This window comes from Sporosarcina sp. ZBG7A, from assembly GCF_000813425.1.
GTDB lineage: Bacteria > Bacillota > Bacilli > Bacillales_A > Planococcaceae > Sporosarcina.
The window spans coordinates 20,853-37,717 of record NZ_JWIB01000029.1 but is presented as its reverse complement, the minus strand read 5'-3'; the positions used below and the strand labels follow the sequence as shown (position 1 = coordinate 37,717).

At 43.3% G+C, this 16,865-nt stretch carries 17 protein-coding genes and 1 riboswitch; of the genes, 13 read left to right on the top strand and 4 right to left on the bottom strand.

The window, feature by feature from the left end; genetic code table 11:
• Positions 1 to 222 precede the first annotated feature (222 nt).
• Entirely contained in the window at positions 223 to 858 is a 636-nt protein-coding gene (locus RL70_RS17345; RefSeq protein WP_197054111.1) for a hypothetical protein, read from the bottom strand.
• Between the two features lie 186 nt (positions 859 to 1,044).
• Here RL70_RS17345 and RL70_RS10920 point away from each other — a divergent pair, with 186 nt between their 5' ends.
• Both RL70_RS10920 and RL70_RS10915 read left to right on the top strand, forming a co-directional pair.
• Positions 1,045 to 1,980 (top strand): 5'-3' exonuclease H3TH domain-containing protein, encoded by a 936-nt coding sequence (locus RL70_RS10920; RefSeq protein ID WP_231567264.1) that lies wholly within the window; start codon positions 1,045 to 1,047, stop codon positions 1,978 to 1,980.
• Positions 1,952 to 2,767: an STAS domain-containing protein gene (locus RL70_RS10915; RefSeq protein WP_039043426.1), complete on the top strand. Its 816-nt coding sequence runs from the start codon at positions 1,952 to 1,954 to the stop codon at positions 2,765 to 2,767. Before RL70_RS10920 ends, RL70_RS10915 begins: the two co-directional genes overlap by 29 nt.
• Positions 2,768 to 2,787: 20 nt before the next feature.
• Here the strand turns inward: RL70_RS10915 and RL70_RS10910 are convergent, their stop codons facing one another.
• The 3 genes from RL70_RS10910 to RL70_RS10900 all read right to left on the bottom strand — a co-directional run bounded on the left by RL70_RS10910 (position 2,788) and on the right by RL70_RS10900 (position 4,221).
• Entirely contained in the window at positions 2,788 to 3,315 is a 528-nt protein-coding gene (locus RL70_RS10910) for a C39 family peptidase (RefSeq protein ID WP_039043425.1), read from the bottom strand.
• A gap of 18 nt (positions 3,316 to 3,333) precedes the next feature.
• Positions 3,334 to 3,792 (bottom strand): STAS domain-containing protein, encoded by a 459-nt coding sequence (locus RL70_RS10905; protein ID WP_039043424.1) that lies wholly within the window; start codon positions 3,790 to 3,792, stop codon positions 3,334 to 3,336.
• A 108-nt stretch (positions 3,793 to 3,900) separates the two neighbouring features.
• Entirely contained in the window at positions 3,901 to 4,221 is a 321-nt protein-coding gene (locus RL70_RS10900) for a thioredoxin family protein (RefSeq protein ID WP_039043423.1), read from the bottom strand.
• A gap of 211 nt (positions 4,222 to 4,432) precedes the next feature.
• On the opposite strand from RL70_RS10900, the gene RL70_RS10895 reads away from it, so the two are divergent.
• From RL70_RS10895 to sufC, 11 genes are all read left to right on the top strand, one after another.
• Positions 4,433 to 6,817 (top strand): 3-hydroxyacyl-CoA dehydrogenase/enoyl-CoA hydratase family protein, encoded by a 2,385-nt coding sequence (locus tag RL70_RS10895; RefSeq protein WP_039043422.1) that lies wholly within the window; start codon positions 4,433 to 4,435, stop codon positions 6,815 to 6,817.
• A gap of 29 nt (positions 6,818 to 6,846) precedes the next feature.
• On the top strand, positions 6,847 to 8,022 hold the full coding sequence (locus RL70_RS10890; protein WP_039043421.1) for an acetyl-CoA C-acetyltransferase: 1,176 nt from the start codon (positions 6,847 to 6,849) through the stop codon (positions 8,020 to 8,022).
• A gap of 35 nt (positions 8,023 to 8,057) precedes the next feature.
• Complete coding sequence (locus RL70_RS10885) at positions 8,058 to 9,845, top strand: acyl-CoA dehydrogenase family protein (protein WP_039043420.1); 1,788 nt, start codon at positions 8,058 to 8,060, stop codon at positions 9,843 to 9,845.
• 88 nt (positions 9,846 to 9,933) lie between these two features.
• The gene (locus RL70_RS10880; protein WP_039043419.1) at positions 9,934 to 10,293 is read left to right on the top strand and encodes an arsenate reductase family protein; all 360 of its coding nucleotides are present in this window, start codon (positions 9,934 to 9,936) and stop codon (positions 10,291 to 10,293) included.
• 77 nt (positions 10,294 to 10,370) lie between these two features.
• Positions 10,371 to 10,754 (top strand): glycine cleavage system protein GcvH, encoded by a 384-nt coding sequence (gene gcvH / locus RL70_RS10875; protein ID WP_039043418.1) that lies wholly within the window; start codon positions 10,371 to 10,373, stop codon positions 10,752 to 10,754.
• A 289-nt stretch (positions 10,755 to 11,043) separates the two neighbouring features.
• Positions 11,044 to 11,343, top strand: a complete 300-nt coding sequence (locus tag RL70_RS10870) for a thioredoxin family protein (protein WP_039043417.1) — start codon at positions 11,044 to 11,046, stop codon at positions 11,341 to 11,343.
• Positions 11,344 to 11,393: 50 nt separating this feature from the next.
• Positions 11,394 to 11,499: riboswitch (SAM riboswitch) on the top strand.
• Between the two features lie 118 nt (positions 11,500 to 11,617).
• Positions 11,618 to 12,640, top strand: coding sequence for a methionine ABC transporter ATP-binding protein (locus RL70_RS10865; protein WP_039043416.1), 1,023 nt, complete (start codon positions 11,618 to 11,620; stop codon positions 12,638 to 12,640).
• Entirely contained in the window at positions 12,637 to 13,305 is a 669-nt protein-coding gene (locus RL70_RS10860) for a methionine ABC transporter permease (protein ID WP_039043415.1), read from the top strand. The genes RL70_RS10865 and RL70_RS10860 overlap by 4 nt, the downstream gene beginning before the upstream one ends.
• A gap of 251 nt (positions 13,306 to 13,556) precedes the next feature.
• Positions 13,557 to 14,399, top strand: coding sequence for a MetQ/NlpA family ABC transporter substrate-binding protein (locus tag RL70_RS10855; RefSeq protein ID WP_039043414.1), 843 nt, complete (start codon positions 13,557 to 13,559; stop codon positions 14,397 to 14,399).
• A gap of 136 nt (positions 14,400 to 14,535) precedes the next feature.
• Entirely contained in the window at positions 14,536 to 15,735 is a 1,200-nt protein-coding gene (locus tag RL70_RS10850) for a dicarboxylate/amino acid:cation symporter (RefSeq protein WP_039043413.1), read from the top strand.
• 335 nt (positions 15,736 to 16,070) lie between these two features.
• A complete protein-coding gene (gene sufC, locus RL70_RS10845; RefSeq protein WP_039043412.1) occupies positions 16,071 to 16,850 on the top strand; it encodes a Fe-S cluster assembly ATPase SufC in 780 nt (259 codons plus the stop codon).
• The last annotated feature ends 15 nt before the right edge of the window (positions 16,851 to 16,865 follow it).

Genomic DNA, 16,865 nt, shown 5'->3' with positions numbered 1-16,865 from the left:
AAAGTGATCATAACCCGAGGGAAGTGCTCATAAATCTCAAGAAGTGATCATAACCCTGGGAAAGTGCTCATAAACCTCAAAAAGAGACCATAACCCATGAAATATGATCATAACCCCAAAAACATGAACTCAAGCATCAATCTACTTTGCCCCAAACTCATTTCCCAAAACAAAAAAAGATCAGCCGCAGCTGATCTCTCCTTAATTCCCAACTCTAACTCATTAAATACAAGTAAATGCATCGATCCGATTTAAGTCAATTCCGGTAAACATCCATCGTCTCCACTGATTGTTCCATTGGAATCCTGCGACAGACGTTCTTCCGACGAAGGTTGGGAAGAACCAAAACCCTCTATTTCGAGATGTCCAGATGTACGTATAGCGGAACATGCATCCGCGAATTCCACCTGGATCTACTCTCAAGAGTTGCTGATCAGGATACGCGGGTGTTTGCGAAGGTGGAGGTGAAGTTGGTGCACTTTGTTGATTTCCGCCACCACCACCACCACCAGATCCTGGATAAGCGGGTTGACTCGGATTCCATCCACCTTGCCATGGTGCATTCGGTTGGTGCGGGAAACCTGGCCATCCTGGTTGCTGTGGCGAATTCGGCCAACCCGGCCATCCTTGCTGGTGGTTGTTATGTGATGGATTCTGCCAATCGTTCCAGCCGTTCACTGCGGTTAGATGAGGATCGATGTTCATTGCAGTTTGATGAGGATCTACATTTAATGCCATTTGATGAGGATTCACATTCATTGCAGTCGCGTTCCAATCATCCTGACTGCTAGGTTGTTGAATGTATCCTTCAGGAAGCTCGGGAAACCATTGTTCCTCGGTGTAATCATTTGGATTCATACTTTTATACCCCTTTCAGAATTTCACTCTGCTCCCCATCCTATGTCAAACGCTCAGGTTGCCTTAGACGAGTGCCTAGATAAGTGACGTCAATCCCTAAATGAGCGTGCCAAACTAAAAAGACGTGGTATGATAAAGAAAAGAAATTTGTACATAAGCTTAAGAACTAATAAGGAGAGTGAGCAAGTGAGTACTGAACGTCCACACATACTGATTATTGATGGAATGGCCCTGTTATTCCGTTCGTTTTTTGCAACAGCTGTACGAAAACAGTTCCAATACAATGAAGATGGAATCCCTACAAATGGGGTTCAAGGATTTCTAAGACATACATTAACTGCAGTTAACCTTTTTCAGCCGACCCATCTTGCGGTTTGCTGGGACATGGGTTCGGTCACTTTCCGAAACGACATTTATGATGGTTATAAAGCCAATCGTCCTGCGCCAGCGCCGGAACTTCTTCCTCAATTTGATATGGCTCGTCAGGTTTCTGAAGCTATGGGATGGAGAAATTATGGGGTTGAAGGAATGGAAGCGGACGACCTGATCGGATCACTCGTCAAAACGTGGAAAGAGGATGCGGATTTAACAATTGTGTCCGGGGATAAGGATTTACTTCAATTACTTGCACCTTCCGTCCAAATCGCCTTAACAAAAAAAGGTCATTCTATCTATGACCTATACACAGAGTCACGTTTTTTAGAAGATTACGGAATGACACCCACTCAATTCATTGACTATAAAGCATTTATAGGCGACACGAGTGATGGCTATCCAGGGGTCAAAGGAATTGGACCGAAGACAGCACTCAAATTGATTCAAACATATGGGACTGCTGAAGAAGTCGTCAATTCATTGGACAAGCTGACGAGTTCTGAGAAAAGCAAAATTCAAGACAACTTGGCGATGCTACATGTATCAAAAGAACTGGCAACCATCCACTGTGAAGTAGATTTAGGAAAAACATTAGAGTCTCTTGAAATTCCGGATTATACTGACCAAACATTAAGCCATCTAAGGAAACAAGGTTTGAACGCAGTCCTCAAACAAATGGCAACAGCAGAACTAGTAGCTGCTACAAGGGGGAGTCTTGATGAAAGAATTATTGATCCTTTTAAGTGATAAGGTAACGGAGAATGCTGAGCAACTTGCAGGCCTGATAACTAAACAGCAGAACGAACGTTATCCGATTATGAATCGTATTGAAGAAGAACTCTTTCTATCTCGCATGGAATTAGTAAAGCTATATGCGAATGCGCTGAAGTTAGAGGAGACAGAACGAATTGAGCAATTGCGTCAATGGGGACAGGAAGCGGGGACTCACTTTGCGAAGAAAGAAAGTGTCTCTTTAGACATGATGCTTCGTGAGGTTCCTGAATACCGTGCATATATTGGTACCGTTTTAAAGCATGAAGGACTAAACCGTAACATCAGTTCAGAGGAAATGTATGAACTGACGACTGTACTCGATACGATTGTGAACGATGTCGTCTACTACTTCAGCCTTCCTTTTGTGCATTATGAAAAGGAAATGCTGAAGATTTCACAAGCTGCGGTTGCTGAATTATCCGTTCCGATTGCATCCATTAACGATACGACTGCTATCCTGCCGTTAATCGGTATTATGGATTTCAATAGAGGAACCGTGCTGCAAGAAAAAGTTCTTAATGAAGCTGTTCGACTCAATCTCGAGCATTTGATCATCGACCTTTCAGGACTTCAAACGACGGATACATTTGTAGCTCAACAGTTATTCATACTCTTTGAATCACTGTCGTTAGTTGGGACTGTTCCAGTCGTTAGTGGAGTAACCCCTGCTATCGCACAAACGCTAGTCGGTCTTGGTATAGACTTCGGCTCCATCAAGAGCTTTGCAACGTTAAAACAAGCAATTCAATATGTAGCATAACAAAAAGGACACTGAGCGAATCAGTGTCCTTTTTGCTTGGAACTTGGAGCGATTTTTACAAAAGTTAAAACCTCTTGGTTCTTTCGATAAGAGACAAATCGCAAGTTGCTAGGAGAAGAAGGGCTTCCATTGTCATGAATTGTGAGAATCACATCATTCGCATTTTTTTCATATCCTATAAGAGGTACCCAGTGATAGTCGAATTCATACTTTCCACTCCACTTGAAAGTAAACCATTTATCAAATTTCGCCGCAACGGGACGTCCGTTCTCAAGTTCGGATATCGCTTCGGATAACGAACATTTCCGAACTTCCCAATCGGCACCTAGTATCTTATGAAGCCTATGAACGAAACGCCATGTGAATAACCCGATTCGAGTAGTTCCTAATAGCTTGTAAAGCTTATTGACAGAAACTTTGGAAATTGGGACATTCAAATAGTGTAAGATCACAGAAGCTGTTACGGGACCGCATGCAGATGGTCTTAGCTGTATGTCTATGGAAGGTTCATATTGTGATTTGCCTTGTAGTTGTTTTAAGAACGGCACGACAAAATCCTCCCTTATTTACTCTTTTGAAAAGGAAAGTCCTTTTTCATCCATTAGAGTTTGTAGTGCTGATTTGAAGTTTGCGTATGACTCTACTTCAGAAGCAACTCCTGAATTAACCATTTGACGGACAAATGGAGGAGTGAAGCCAACCATGATTGGACGAATGCCCATCAATCGAAGTTCGGATCGCATGAGTTGCAATTCATGAGTCAGCATTTCCAAACCTTCCTCTTCAGCCAAACGGATACTTGAAAAGTCGAATACGGCAGCTTCAGTATGTCTATGGTCCCCAGCATACTCAAGAACTTTCGTGCGAATACGTTCCATTCGTTCTCTATCTATATATCCGACAATAGGGAGCAAGATTGTATTATCAATAATTGACGTAATAATTGGAACAGATGTCTCACTAATAATTTCTTCATACTTGGCAATAGTGGCTTTTAATTGTGCAATTTCTTCTATATGACTCATTCTACACCTCTTAGTTTTTCTTTAACCTCTCTTAAGTATAACTGATTTTCAAAAAAATACATAAAAAAAACCGACTGCATAGGCAGCCGGAGGAATTGCTAGTATCTTTTAAATTGTTAGACCTTCAAGGAAGCTTGTCACTTGCTCAGGAGATTTTGCGTTGGCACTATGAAGGTGCGCTTTTTTCTCTCCATTTTCAAAAATGAGTAAGCTCGGAATCCCCATCACATCATACTTTTCTGCGATTTCAGGAAGAACATCGCGGTCTACATCATACCAATCGTACTGATCGTAATCTTCTGTAATAGGTCCGATAAACATGTCCATCACTCGACAGTCTGGGCACCATCCTGCCTGGAATTTAATAACTGAGCGTGATGGTTCGTTAATAATGTCATCGAATTGTTTTGCGGTTGTAATTGAATCCATGTATATTCGACTCCTTTCATATCTTCAGTGTACAATGAAAAGCGCTTTCAGCCCATCAACTTGTTTCGGAAGGAATGAATAGTTGTTTTTTAGATTTAAATATTGCGAAAACGCAGGAAATAGTCTACAATTAGATTCATAGAAAAGGTTTCTATTTTTTTTACCCACAAAATGAATGAGCGTTCATTCAAAAGCAAAGGGAGGATTTCACGTGGCTTATCAAATTAAGAAAGCAGCAGTTATCGGATCTGGTGTTATGGGGTCTGGAATCGCTGCACACCTCGCCAATATTGGGATTCCTGTTCTTCTTCTGGACATTGTTCCAAACAAATTGACAGAAGACGAAGAGAAAAAAGGATTTACACTGGAGCATAAGGCAGTTCGCAATCGAGTTGTATCTGGATCGATTCAGAAACTACTAAAACAAAAACCAGCACCACTGACTTCTAAGAAAAACCTAGCTTTAATTGAAGCGGGCAACTTGGAAGACGACTTAGAAAAGTTGAAAGACGTGGACTGGATCATTGAAGTTATCGTTGAAAACTTAGAAGTTAAAAAGGGCTTATATGAAAAAATCGACGCTGTTCGCAAACCCGGAACGATCGTCACTTCAAATACATCAGGAATTAGTATCGATGCTATGGCAGAAGGTCGTTCAGAAGACTTCCAAAAACATTTCCTAGGTACGCATTTCTTCAATCCGCCGCGTTACTTGAAATTGCTTGAAGTGATTCCAGCAAAAACGACTTCAAATGAAGTAATCGAGTTCATGACGTCATTCGGTGAAGATCGCCTTGGTAAAGGTGTCGTGTTAGCTAAAGACACGCCGAACTTCATCGCCAATCGAATCGGAACATACGGACTTCTCGTCACGCTTCGTGAGATGGAAAAACGCAGTTACACAGTTGGTGAAGTGGACTCTGTAACTGGAACTCTGATTGGACGCCCAAAATCTGCGACATTCCGCACGTTGGATGTAGTAGGGCTGGATACATTCATGCATGTTGCGAAAAACGTCTACGACAAGACTGAAGGGGAAGAGCAGGCGGTATTCGAACTTCCTGAATTCATGAAGAAAATGATCGACAACGGGTGGATCGGTGCTAAAGCGAAGCAAGGATTCTTTGTGAAAAAAGGCAAAGAAATCTTCGAGATCGATTCATCGACGCTTGAATACGGCCTAGTCAAGAAAATGAAAACGCCTTCAATTGAAATGGCGAAGCAGCAAAAAGGACTCGGCAACCGTGTAAAGTCATTAGTGTACGCAGATGATCGTACAGGAGAGCTTCTCTGGAGCATCTTAGCGCCGACACTTCTTTACTCTGCTGACATGCATGGCAAAATCGCAGATACAATCGTATCCATCGATAATGCGATGAAATGGGGCTTCGGATGGCAACAGGGGCCGTTTGAAGTTTGGGATGCTATCGGTGTCAGCAAATCAGTCGAACGGATGAAGGAACAGGGAGAAACAATTCCTGAATTCGCTCAAAAATTGCTCGATAAAGGATTCGAAACCTTCTATAAAGAGGAAGACAACGAGCTCTTCTACTTCGATGGGGAAGGATACTCTCCAGTTCCGGTTAATGAGAAAGTAATCGACTTGAAGCGCTATAAGAAAAAGCATGGCGTCATCAAGAAAAACTCTGGCGCAAGCTTGATCGACATGGGAGACGGAATTGCACTTCTTGAGTTCCATTCACAGTCAAATGCGATTGGCCTCGACATTATGCAAATGATTAACTTTGCGGTGGATGAAGTTGAAAAGAACTATAAAGGTCTCGTCATCGGTAACCAAGGAAAGAACTTCTGTGTCGGTGCAAACCTCGGAATGATTTTGATGGAAGCGCAAGATGATAACATCTTCGAACTCGATTTCGTAGTGCGTACGTTCCAAAACGCAATGATGAAAATCAAGTATTCATCGAAACCAGTCGTTGCAGCACCGTTCCAAATGACGTTGGGTGGCGGAGCAGAAGTCTGCTTGCCAGCTGCTCATATCCAAGCTTCCATGGAAACGTATATCGGCCTCGTTGAAGCTGGAGTTGGACTCATTCCTGGTGGAGGCGGAAACGTCGGTCTTTACTTGAAACACTTAAAAGGATTGCCGAATGGCGTTCAAGTGGACTACCAAAACATCGCGAACAACGTATTCGAATCGATTGCGATGGCAAAAGTGTCGACTTCCGCTGATGAAGCACGTGAAAACAACTTCCTCGATTTCGCAGATGGCATTAGCGTCAATGCGGATCATCTATTATATGATGCAAAACAAGCAGCACTATCACTTTATGACAATGGCTATCAAGCGCCAAAGCATGAGAAATTCCCGGTAGTTGGTGAAACCGGCTATGCAACGTTATTACTCGGTGCTGAAGGCATGCGTTTGTCAGGGTTCATCAGCGATCATGATATGAAGATTGCGAAGAAACTCGCATACGTATTGGCTGGAGGCAAACTGCCATACGGCACACTAGTCGATGAGCAGTACTTGCTGGATTTAGAGCGAGAAGCGTTCTTGAGCTTAGTAGCAGAGCCGAAATCACAAGCTCGCATGCAACACATGCTTGTCAAAGGCAAACCATTGCGTAACTGATGAACAGAACTTTTAGAGGAGGAAACACAATGCGTGAAGCAGTAATCGTAGCGGGTTCCCGCACACCGGTTGGTAAAGCAGGTAAAGGATCACTTGCAACAGTCCGACCAGATGATTTAGGAGCCCTTACTATAAAAGAAACATTAAAACGCGCAGGAGGATATGACGGTCCGATTGAAGACCTGATCATCGGCTGCGCAATGCCGGAAGCAGAACAAGGCATGAATATGGCACGTAATATCGGTGCACTTGCGGGATTACCGGATACGACACCAGCGATTACCATCAACCGTTTTTGTTCATCAGGACTCCAGTCCATTGCTTATGCAGCTGAACGCATTATGCTTGGACACTCTGAAGCCATCCTAGCAGGTGGTGCAGAATCTATGAGTATGGTTCCAATGATGGGGAATACCGTTCGACCGAATGCAAAGCTTGCTGAAGAAGCACCTCAGTATTACATGGGAATGGGGCATACTGCCGAGCAAGTTGCCGTAAAATATGGAATCAGTCGTGACGACCAAGATGCGTTTGCGGTTGAATCTCACCGTCGCGCAGCAGCAGCGATTGACGCTGGAAAGTTCGATGACGAAATCGTCCCAGTCGAATTTACAAAAGGATATGTCGACAACAACGGGAAATTTGCAGAGAAAAAAGAAACGTTTTCTATGGATGAAGGCGTACGTCGCGGTACAACTACGGAAATCCTAGCGAAATTGCGTCCTGCCTTCTCCGTTACAGGATCAGTAACAGCAGGTAACGCTTCGCAAACGTCTGACGGTGCAGCATCTGTACTCGTCATGGATCGTGAAAAAGCTGTGGCGGAAGGGCTTACGCCAATCGCGAAGTTCCGTTCGTTTGCAGTAGCAGGCGTTCCACCTGAAATTATGGGAATTGGTCCAATCGCTGCGATTCCTAAAGCGTTGAAAATCGCTGGACTATCAATTGACGATATTGACGTATGGGAATTGAACGAAGCGTTCGCATCGCAATCTCTTCAAGTCATCCGTGAGCTGAAATTAGATACGAGCAAAGTGAACGTCAACGGCGGCGCAATCGCTCTCGGTCACCCACTTGGTGCAACCGGTACGATTTTGACTGTGCGTATGATGAGTGAACTGAAGCGTCAAGGCAAGCAATTCGGTGTCGTTACGATGTGTATCGGTGGCGGAATGGGCGCAGCTGGCGTGTTTGAATTACTTTAAAAAATCATGAACGTAAAATAGAGGAGGAACTAGAAATGACTGAAACTACGACAAATGAGCTTATTAAAGGCGGGGCGTTTTTAACTGAAGACATTACACCAGATCGCGTATTCACGCCCGAAGATTTTTCTGACGAGCAAAAGATGATCGCGAAAACAGCGGAAGACTACGTGAAAAACGAAGTGCTTCCAGTTGTGGATAAATTAGAAAACCATGAGTTTGAGCATTCCGTGAAACTTCTTAAATCTGCTGGAGATCTTGGTCTTCTAGGCGCAGACGTTCCTGAAGAATATGATGGTCTTGGGTTGGATAAAATCTCATCTGCATTGATCTCAGAGAAACTAGCAGTTGCTGGTGGATTCTCAATCACTCACGGTGCACACGTTGGAATCGGTACGCTTCCAATCGTATTGTTCGGTAACGAAGAGCAAAAGAAGAAGTACCTACCGAACTCTGTAGCAGGTGATAAAATCTCTGCGTATGCACTAACTGAGCCAGGTTCAGGTTCAGATGCTCTTGGAGCGAAGACGACTGCAAAAATGAACGCAGCGGGTACTCACTACGTATTGAATGGTGAAAAGCAGTGGATTACGAACGCTGGCTTTGCTGACGTTTTCGTTGTCTATGCGAAAATCGATGGCGATAAATTCTCAGCATTCATCGTAGAGCGCGAATTCCCTGGTGTTTCTGTTGGAGCGGAAGAGAAAAAGATGGGCATCAAGTCTTCATCTACTCGTACACTGATCTTATCTGATGCTGAAGTTCCTGTAGAGAACTTGCTTGGAGAAGTTGGTCGTGGTCACATTATCGCTTTCAACATCTTGAACATTGGTCGTTATAAGCTTGGAGTAGGTACAGTTGGTGGGTCAAAACGTGCGCTTGAACTTGCGATTTCGTATTCAAACGAGCGTAAGCAATTCAATACGCCGATTTCATCGTTCAACTTGACGAAAGAAAAGATTGCAACGATGGCATCTCAGCTTTATGCGACTGAAAGCTTGATTTATCGTACAGTCGGTTACTTCGAGCAACGTCAAAGCCAGATGACTGCTGAACAGCAAAAAGACGGAAAAGCGATTGCAGCGGCGATTGCTGAATACGCGATTGAATGTTCTATCAACAAAGTAGTTGGGTCTGAGACACTCGATTATATCGTTGACGAAGCGGTTCAACTACACGGTGGATATGGTTTCATGGCTGAATACGAAGTAGAGCGCGCATACCGCGATTCACGTATCAACCGAATCTTCGAAGGAACAAACGAAATTAACCGTATGATCGTTCCTGGAACATTCATGAAGAAAGCGCTAAAAGGCGAGTTGCCATTGTTGCAACAAGCTCAAGCACTTCAAGAAGAGTTGCTTATGATGATGCCGGAAGAAATTGGCGATGCACCGCTTGAACAAGAAAAAGTTCTTGTGAAGAATGCAAAGAAAATTGGTTTGCTAGCTGCTGGATTAGCTGCACAACGCTATGGTACGAAACTCGAGCAGGAACAAGAAGTTCTTGTGAACATTGCTGATATTGCTAATAACATCTTTGCAATGGAATCTGCACTCCTACGTACTGAAAAAGCAGTCGCGAAAAACGGAGCAGAAAAAGAACAACAAAAAATCTTGTACACAGAGATCTTCTGTCAAGAAGCATTTGCCGCAATCGAACGCGATGCGAAAGAAACGCTTTACGCTGCAGTGGACGGAGATAACCAGCGCATGATGATTTCAGCATTGCGTAAGTTGACTCGCTCAAACCCTTACAACGTAATTGCGAAGAAGCGTGAAGCATCAGTCAAGCTGATCGATGCTGCGAAGTATGTTGTTTAATTCATAACTTTTGTACACTCCCATCCAGACTGCAATTCTGTAGTCTGGATGTTTTTGTGGTAAAATGGAACCAATGGGGGTGACTGTATTGGGACTGCACTATTATGGCTATCCAAAATGTACAACATGTAAAAAGGCTGAAAAGTGGCTGAAAGAAAATGATATTTCTTACGATGCATCCAACATTGCTGAACAGCCACCGAGCGAACAAGCATTGAAAGAAATGATCACTAGTTCTGAAATGCCGTTGAAGAAGTTCTTTAACACGAGTGGCATGAAATATCGTGAACTCGGTTTAAAGGACAAACTTGCTACTATGAGTGAGGATGAACAAATCCAATTGCTAGCGTCTGACGGCATGCTCATTAAGCGTCCACTTGTGACTGATGGTAAAACGACTACTGTCGGGTTCAATGAGCAAACGTTTGCAGAAACGTGGAAGGCATAACTTCATTTCTTGTCTTTCAAAGGTACCTGTGGCAAAATAGAATCAGATATAACAATTATTAGTTGGAGGGGAATAGAATGAGCACACCACAAGGTTTGAAGTATTCTGAAGAGCACGAATGGGTTAAAGAAGAAGACGGTAAATACCGAATTGGTATTACACACTTTGCACAATCTGAGCTTGGTGATATCGTGTTCGTTGAATTGCCATCTGTTGGCGACGAATTGAAATCAGACGAGCCATTCGGTAGCGTTGAATCTGTAAAAACGGTTTCAGAACTATATGCACCAATCAGCGGTAAAGTCGTTGAAGTGAACGAAGATTTAGAGGACAGCCCTGAGCTTGTCAACGAATCTCCTTACGAGGGTGCTTGGATGGTCGTTGTGGAAGCAACGAAACCAGCTGAACTGGATGAGCTTATGACTCCTGAAGACTACGACAAAATGACTGTCGGAGAATAATACTAAAAGGCGCCGACTATCCGGCGTCTTTTATATTTTCTATTGAAATAGAGTGTCAACAGTGTTGATTTACGTTTCAGGCGGACGCGGGCCTACAGGAAGTAGGTCATGCAACCGTTGCGGCAGGACGCCGCGTACTTAGGTTGTTTCCTTGAACTTCCCCCAGGAGTCGCCGCCTTACACTTCAATCAACGAGATTTTTTGCATCTAGTGACGTCATCAAAAGCTATCTAGATTCATCAGGGATCTTTAGTCCCTATATGCTATTTTTAGAGTGAAGGTGATAGGCATGAATGAATGGACATATAGTGAGTGGAAAGAACTCGCTGATCGAGAAGAGCTGGCGGCATTCTATTTGTATACACCGCTATGCGGAACGTGTGCAGTGGCCGGCAAAATATTGAATGTCGTAACAGAGTTGAAGCCAAGTCTTCCAATTGGAAAAGCTAACTTAAACTATGTTGAAGAACTGGCGACAGAATACCAGGTTGAAAGCGTACCGTGCCTGCTCATCAAGCGAAAAGGCGAGCAAGCTGAGAAAGTCTATGCCTTTCAATCGGTTCAAAATATTCTCGAAAAGCTTAGTTGACACTCCTAAACCGCTATGGTATAACTAAAAGCAACCAATTGAATAACTGACTCTTATAAAGAGAGGTGGAGGGGAGAACCCTGTGAAGCCCGGCAACCGTCAATTTACTTGAAATGGTGCCAAGTCACACAAAGCGTATGCTTTGAAAGATGAGAGATCGGATGAACGCCATGAATTCTTATGCGTACGCCTTTCTGTGAATCTGCAGGAAGGCGTTTTTAATTTTAATCGCAATCATTGATGGACAGAATGAAAGCAGTGAGGTGGGTGTCGAATGATTCAATTAGCAAATGTCAACAAACGATTTGGGACCTCAAGCACTGCGATTACTGCAGTTGACGGAGTAAACCTAACGATTGAAGAAGGAAAAATATATGGCATTATCGGGTATAGTGGTGCTGGTAAAAGTACGCTAATTCGATTGCTCAACGGGTTAGAACAACCAACAGACGGTTCTGTCGAAGTAAACGGTCGTAAGATTTCATCCATAGGTGGAAAAGAACTTCGTCAAGCCCGTCAAAAAATCAGTATGATCTTCCAACATTTTAACTTACTTTGGTCTCGTACCGTAAAAGAGAACATTACATTCCCTTTAGAAATAGCAGGAGTTAAAAAGGCAGAGAGAGAGCGGAAAGCAGCGGAATTGATAGAGCTCGTAGGCTTAGCAGGACGTGAAAATGCCTATCCATCCCAATTGTCGGGTGGACAGAAACAACGTGTCGGAATTGCCCGGGCACTCGCGAACGACCCTGAAGTGCTCTTATGTGACGAAGCAACGTCCGCACTCGATCCAGAAACGACTGATGCGATTTTAGACTTGTTGACAAGCATTAACGAACGGCTTGGATTAACAATTGTCCTCATCACGCACGAAATGCACGTCATCCGGAAAATCTGTCATGAAGTCGCAGTGATGGAAGCAGGACGTGTTGTAGAAACTGGAGACGTACTACAACTGTTCCAGTCACCGAAAGAACAGATAACAAAACGATTCGTTTCGCAAGTGACTGAACCGGAAGATGCGAAGAAAGTGATGTCGCTCATGCGTCAGGATTATCCGGACGGCACACTTGTCAAACTAGCGTTTGTTGGGGAACGTACAGAGCAACCCGTACTCGCTAGTTTAATAAGAGAGTATCCAGTGGATGTCAGTATTCTTCAAGGAAACATCTCGCAAACTCGTGGCGGTGCATACGGGACAATGATTTTACAAATAACAGGTGAACCAGAGGCAACCGCAAATGCAATTCAATATTTACATGAACAAGGTGTCCAGACGGAGGTGTTTGAGAAATGATTGAAACGTATTTCCCGAACGTGGACTGGGCAAAAATGTGGGAAGCAACAGTAGAAACACTTTATATGACGTCTGTCTCAACCATATTCACTTTCATCATCGGGCTAGCACTTGGGATCCTTCTTTTCCTAACCGGTCCAGGCCATATATGGGCAAACAAGCTAATTAACTTGCTAACGGGATCAATTGTTAACATTTTCAGATCGATTCCTTTCATTATATTGATCATCCTTCTAATTCCGTTTACTAAGTTTCTAATCGGAACAATCAGAGGCCCAGAAGCTGCAATGCCGGCATTGATTATTGGAGCTGCTCCGTTTTACGCAAGAATGGTACTGATTGCGCTGCAGGAAATTGACAAAGGTGTTCTAGAAGCAGCACGCTCGATGGGTGCAAAAACCTCAACTATCATTTTTAAAGTATTATTGCCAGAGTCGATGCCCGCTTTAATCTCCGGGATTACAGTGACAGCAATCGCACTTGTTGGCTACACGGCGATGGCAGGAATTATCGGCGCTGGAGGACTAGGAACACTTGCCTTCCTAGACGGATTCCAGCGGAGCCGAGAAGACGTCACACTCGTTTCAACAATCTTGATCCTAATCGTCGTCTTCATCCTACAATTTGCAGGAGACTTCGCCGTCAAAAAGCTCGACAAACGATAACACAGGGAAAAACAGGCATGCCTGTCTACTATATAAGTGGTTTGATGAATTAAAACTGATGCCTGGCATCTCCGTTGATAGGAGTGGAAGGCGGCGACTCCTGTGGGAAAGTTCATGGAAACAACCTAAGTACGCGGCGTCCTGCCGCAACGGTTGCATGACCTACTTCCTGTAGGCCCGCGTCCGCCTGCAACGGAAATCAACACTGTTCGTTATCAAATCTAAAAAAACAGAAAAGGGAAGTGGAATGGATGAAAAAGTTTTTAACAGGAATTTTACTAGCAGTACTTGTATTAGCACTTGCAGCATGTGGTTCAAAAGACGACAAAGATGGAAACGCAAGCGGTTCTGATGAAGACGTAAAAGTCATTAAAGTTGGCGCATCCAACGTTCCACACGCAGAAATTCTGGAAGAAGCAAAGCCACTATTGAAAGAAAAAGGCTATGACTTGGAGATTGAACCGTATCAGGATTATGTATTACCGAACCAAGATCTTGATTCTGGTGACCTGGACGCAAACTACTTCCAGCACATCCCTTACATGGAAACACAAATTGCGGACCACGGATATGACTTCACAAACGCAGGCAGCATTCATATCGAGCCAATCGGTGTCTATTCTAAGAAATACAAATCACTAGACGAACTTCCGGATGGCGCTACAATCCTTATCAGTAACTCGGTTGCTGACCACGGTCGTGTTCTTGCAATGCTTGAAGCAGAAGGTCTTATCAAGCTTAAAGACGGTGTGGATAAGACAAAAGCTGAAGTGAAAGATATCGTGGATAACCCGAAAAACATCAAGTTCGACGCAAACTATGAAGCAGCACTTCTTCCACAAATGTTTGACAGCGAAGAAGGCGATGCAGTACTGATCAACTCGAACTACGCAATTGATGCAGGCATCAACCCAATGGAGGATTCTATTGCACTTGAAGAATCTGATTCTCCATATGTGAACATCCTTGCAGTGAATACAGGGGATGAAGACAAACCAGCTATCAAAGCACTTGTCGAGGTTCTAACTTCAAAAGAGATCCAAGACTTCATCCTCGATGAGTGGAAAGGTTCAGTCGTACCAGTTACTAAATAATATAGAAGCAACCCCTCATCTTGAGTCTACAAAGATGAGGGGTTTTTTTGGATAAAAAATAGGACTGATTTTTAAAGCGTTTTCATGTATGATAGAGAGAGTTTTACTAATTCAACGCACGAAAGGGGTTTGGAAAGTGAAATTTAAAATAGGACTTATATGGAGAATTGTCATTGCTATCGGTCTCGCAGTAGGACTTGGGTATTTGACACCTATGATTGGTGAAGGGTTTGCAAAAGGCTTCACACGTCTCTTCGCAACATTCAACATGATCTTTGGAGGATTCCTTAACTTTGTAGTTCCTTTAATTATTTTGGCATTCATCGCACCAGGAATTGCGAAACTCGGTAAAGGTTCTGGGAAGTTGCTTGGTCTTGCGACATTATTCGCTTACACATCGACGATTATCGCAGGGATTCTTGCATACTTTGCAGCAACAACCTTACTTCCGGGATACATAAGCGGGTTAGGAAGCAAATCTATTGATACTGCGAAAGAAGCAGCGAGCGCTTTCTTCGAGCTAGAAATGACACCTCTTATGGGCGTTATGACGGCGTTGCTTCTTGCATTCGTACTAGGTATCGGAATGGCTGCAATCGGCAGTAAAACAATGTTACACATGTTTGAAGAATTGAACACGATAATAGAAAAAGTGATCACGGTCATTATCATACCGCTCTTACCAATACATATTTTTGGGATTTTCTTGAATATGACATATACAGGTGAAGTTGCTAAAGTGCTATCGATTTTCATCTTCGTATTCATTATGATCATTATTCTTCACCTAGTTATGTTGACACTGCAATACACAGTTGCTGGAGCTGTTTCAAAACGGAATCCATTCCGTCTGATGAAGATTATGGCACCAGCTTATTTCACAGCGATTGGTACACAATCTTCAGCAGCAACGATCCCTGTAACATTACGTCAAGCAAAACAAACTGGGGCGTCTGCACGAGTGACGGACTTTACCGTTCCTTTGTTTGCAACAATCCACTTGTCAGGGAGTACGATTACACTCGTATCTTGTTCAATCGGGGTTATGCTGATGAATGGTGTTCCAGTCAGCTTTGTTACTTACCTCGGTTTCATCTTCATGTTAGGAATTACAATGATTGCGGCTCCTGGAGTACCAGGCGGAGCGGTTGTTGCGGCAACGGGTCTTCTAGCTTCTATGTTAGGTTTCGACGAATCCATGGTAGCACTCATGATTGCTCTGTACATGGCACAAGATAGCTTCGGAACTGCAACGAACGTTACAGGTGATGGAGCGCTTGCAATTGTCGTCGACAGCTTTTCAAAAGACGGCACATCTGCCAAACTATCGAAATGATTGACCTATTATAAGCAGCGCGTCTATCTTCTGTTCTATTAGAGGATGGCGCGCTTTTTGTTTCTATACAAGGGATAAAGAAATAGATGAGAAAACCTTTGTTAATGAGGGTTAACCTTAAAAAATAGTTTGTGAACAGTTCGTGATAAATTCTCATTCACAAAACGGCAATTGAAAATGGAAATAGTTTGTGAATATCGCGGGAAAAGGAGGTTTCTTTTATAAATTATAATCATTCTCAATGATTTGCATGTACTTCGTATATAGGATAAGATTAGAATGATGATAAATAGAAGATGAGTGAAATTCATCTTAAGCATACTGGAGGTATTGGAATGGCTACTTTGGAAATCAAAGATCTTCATGTTTCAATCGAAGACAAAGAAATACTTAAAGGTGTCAATTTAACAATCAACACAAATGAAATCCATGCAATCATGGGACCGAACGGAACAGGTAAATCCACGCTCGCGTCTGCAATCATGGGTCATCCAAAATACGAAGTAACATCAGGTTCTGTACTTCTTGATGGAGAAGAAGTTCTAGAAATGGAAGTCGACGAACGTGCGAAAGCGGGTCTGTTCCTAGGCATGCAATATCCAAGTGAAATTACAGGCGTAACAAACGCTGACTTCCTTCGCTCAGGCGTTAACGCTCGTCGCGAAGAAGGCGACGAAATTTCGCTTATGAAGTTCATCCGTGAACTCGATAGCAAAATGGAACTCCTTGAAATGGACGAAGATATGGCAACTCGCTACTTGAACGAAGGATTCTCAGGTGGAGAGAAAAAACGTAACGAAATTCTTCAACTTATGATGTTGAAGCCTAAATTCGCAATTCTAGACGAAATCGACTCCGGTCTTGATATTGATGCTTTACGTATCGTTTCAACAGGTATCAACGAAATGCGCGGAGAAGACTTTGGTTGCCTAATCATTACTCACTATCAGCGTCTATTGAACTACATCACACCTGACCACGTTCACGTGATGATGCAAGGCCGAGTTGTGAAATCTGGTGGAGCTGAACTTGCTCGCAAACTAGAAGAACACGGTTACGACTGGATTAAAGAAGAGCTAGGTATTGAAGAAGAGACGGTTGAACAAGAAGCGTAAGAGGGAGGACGATTG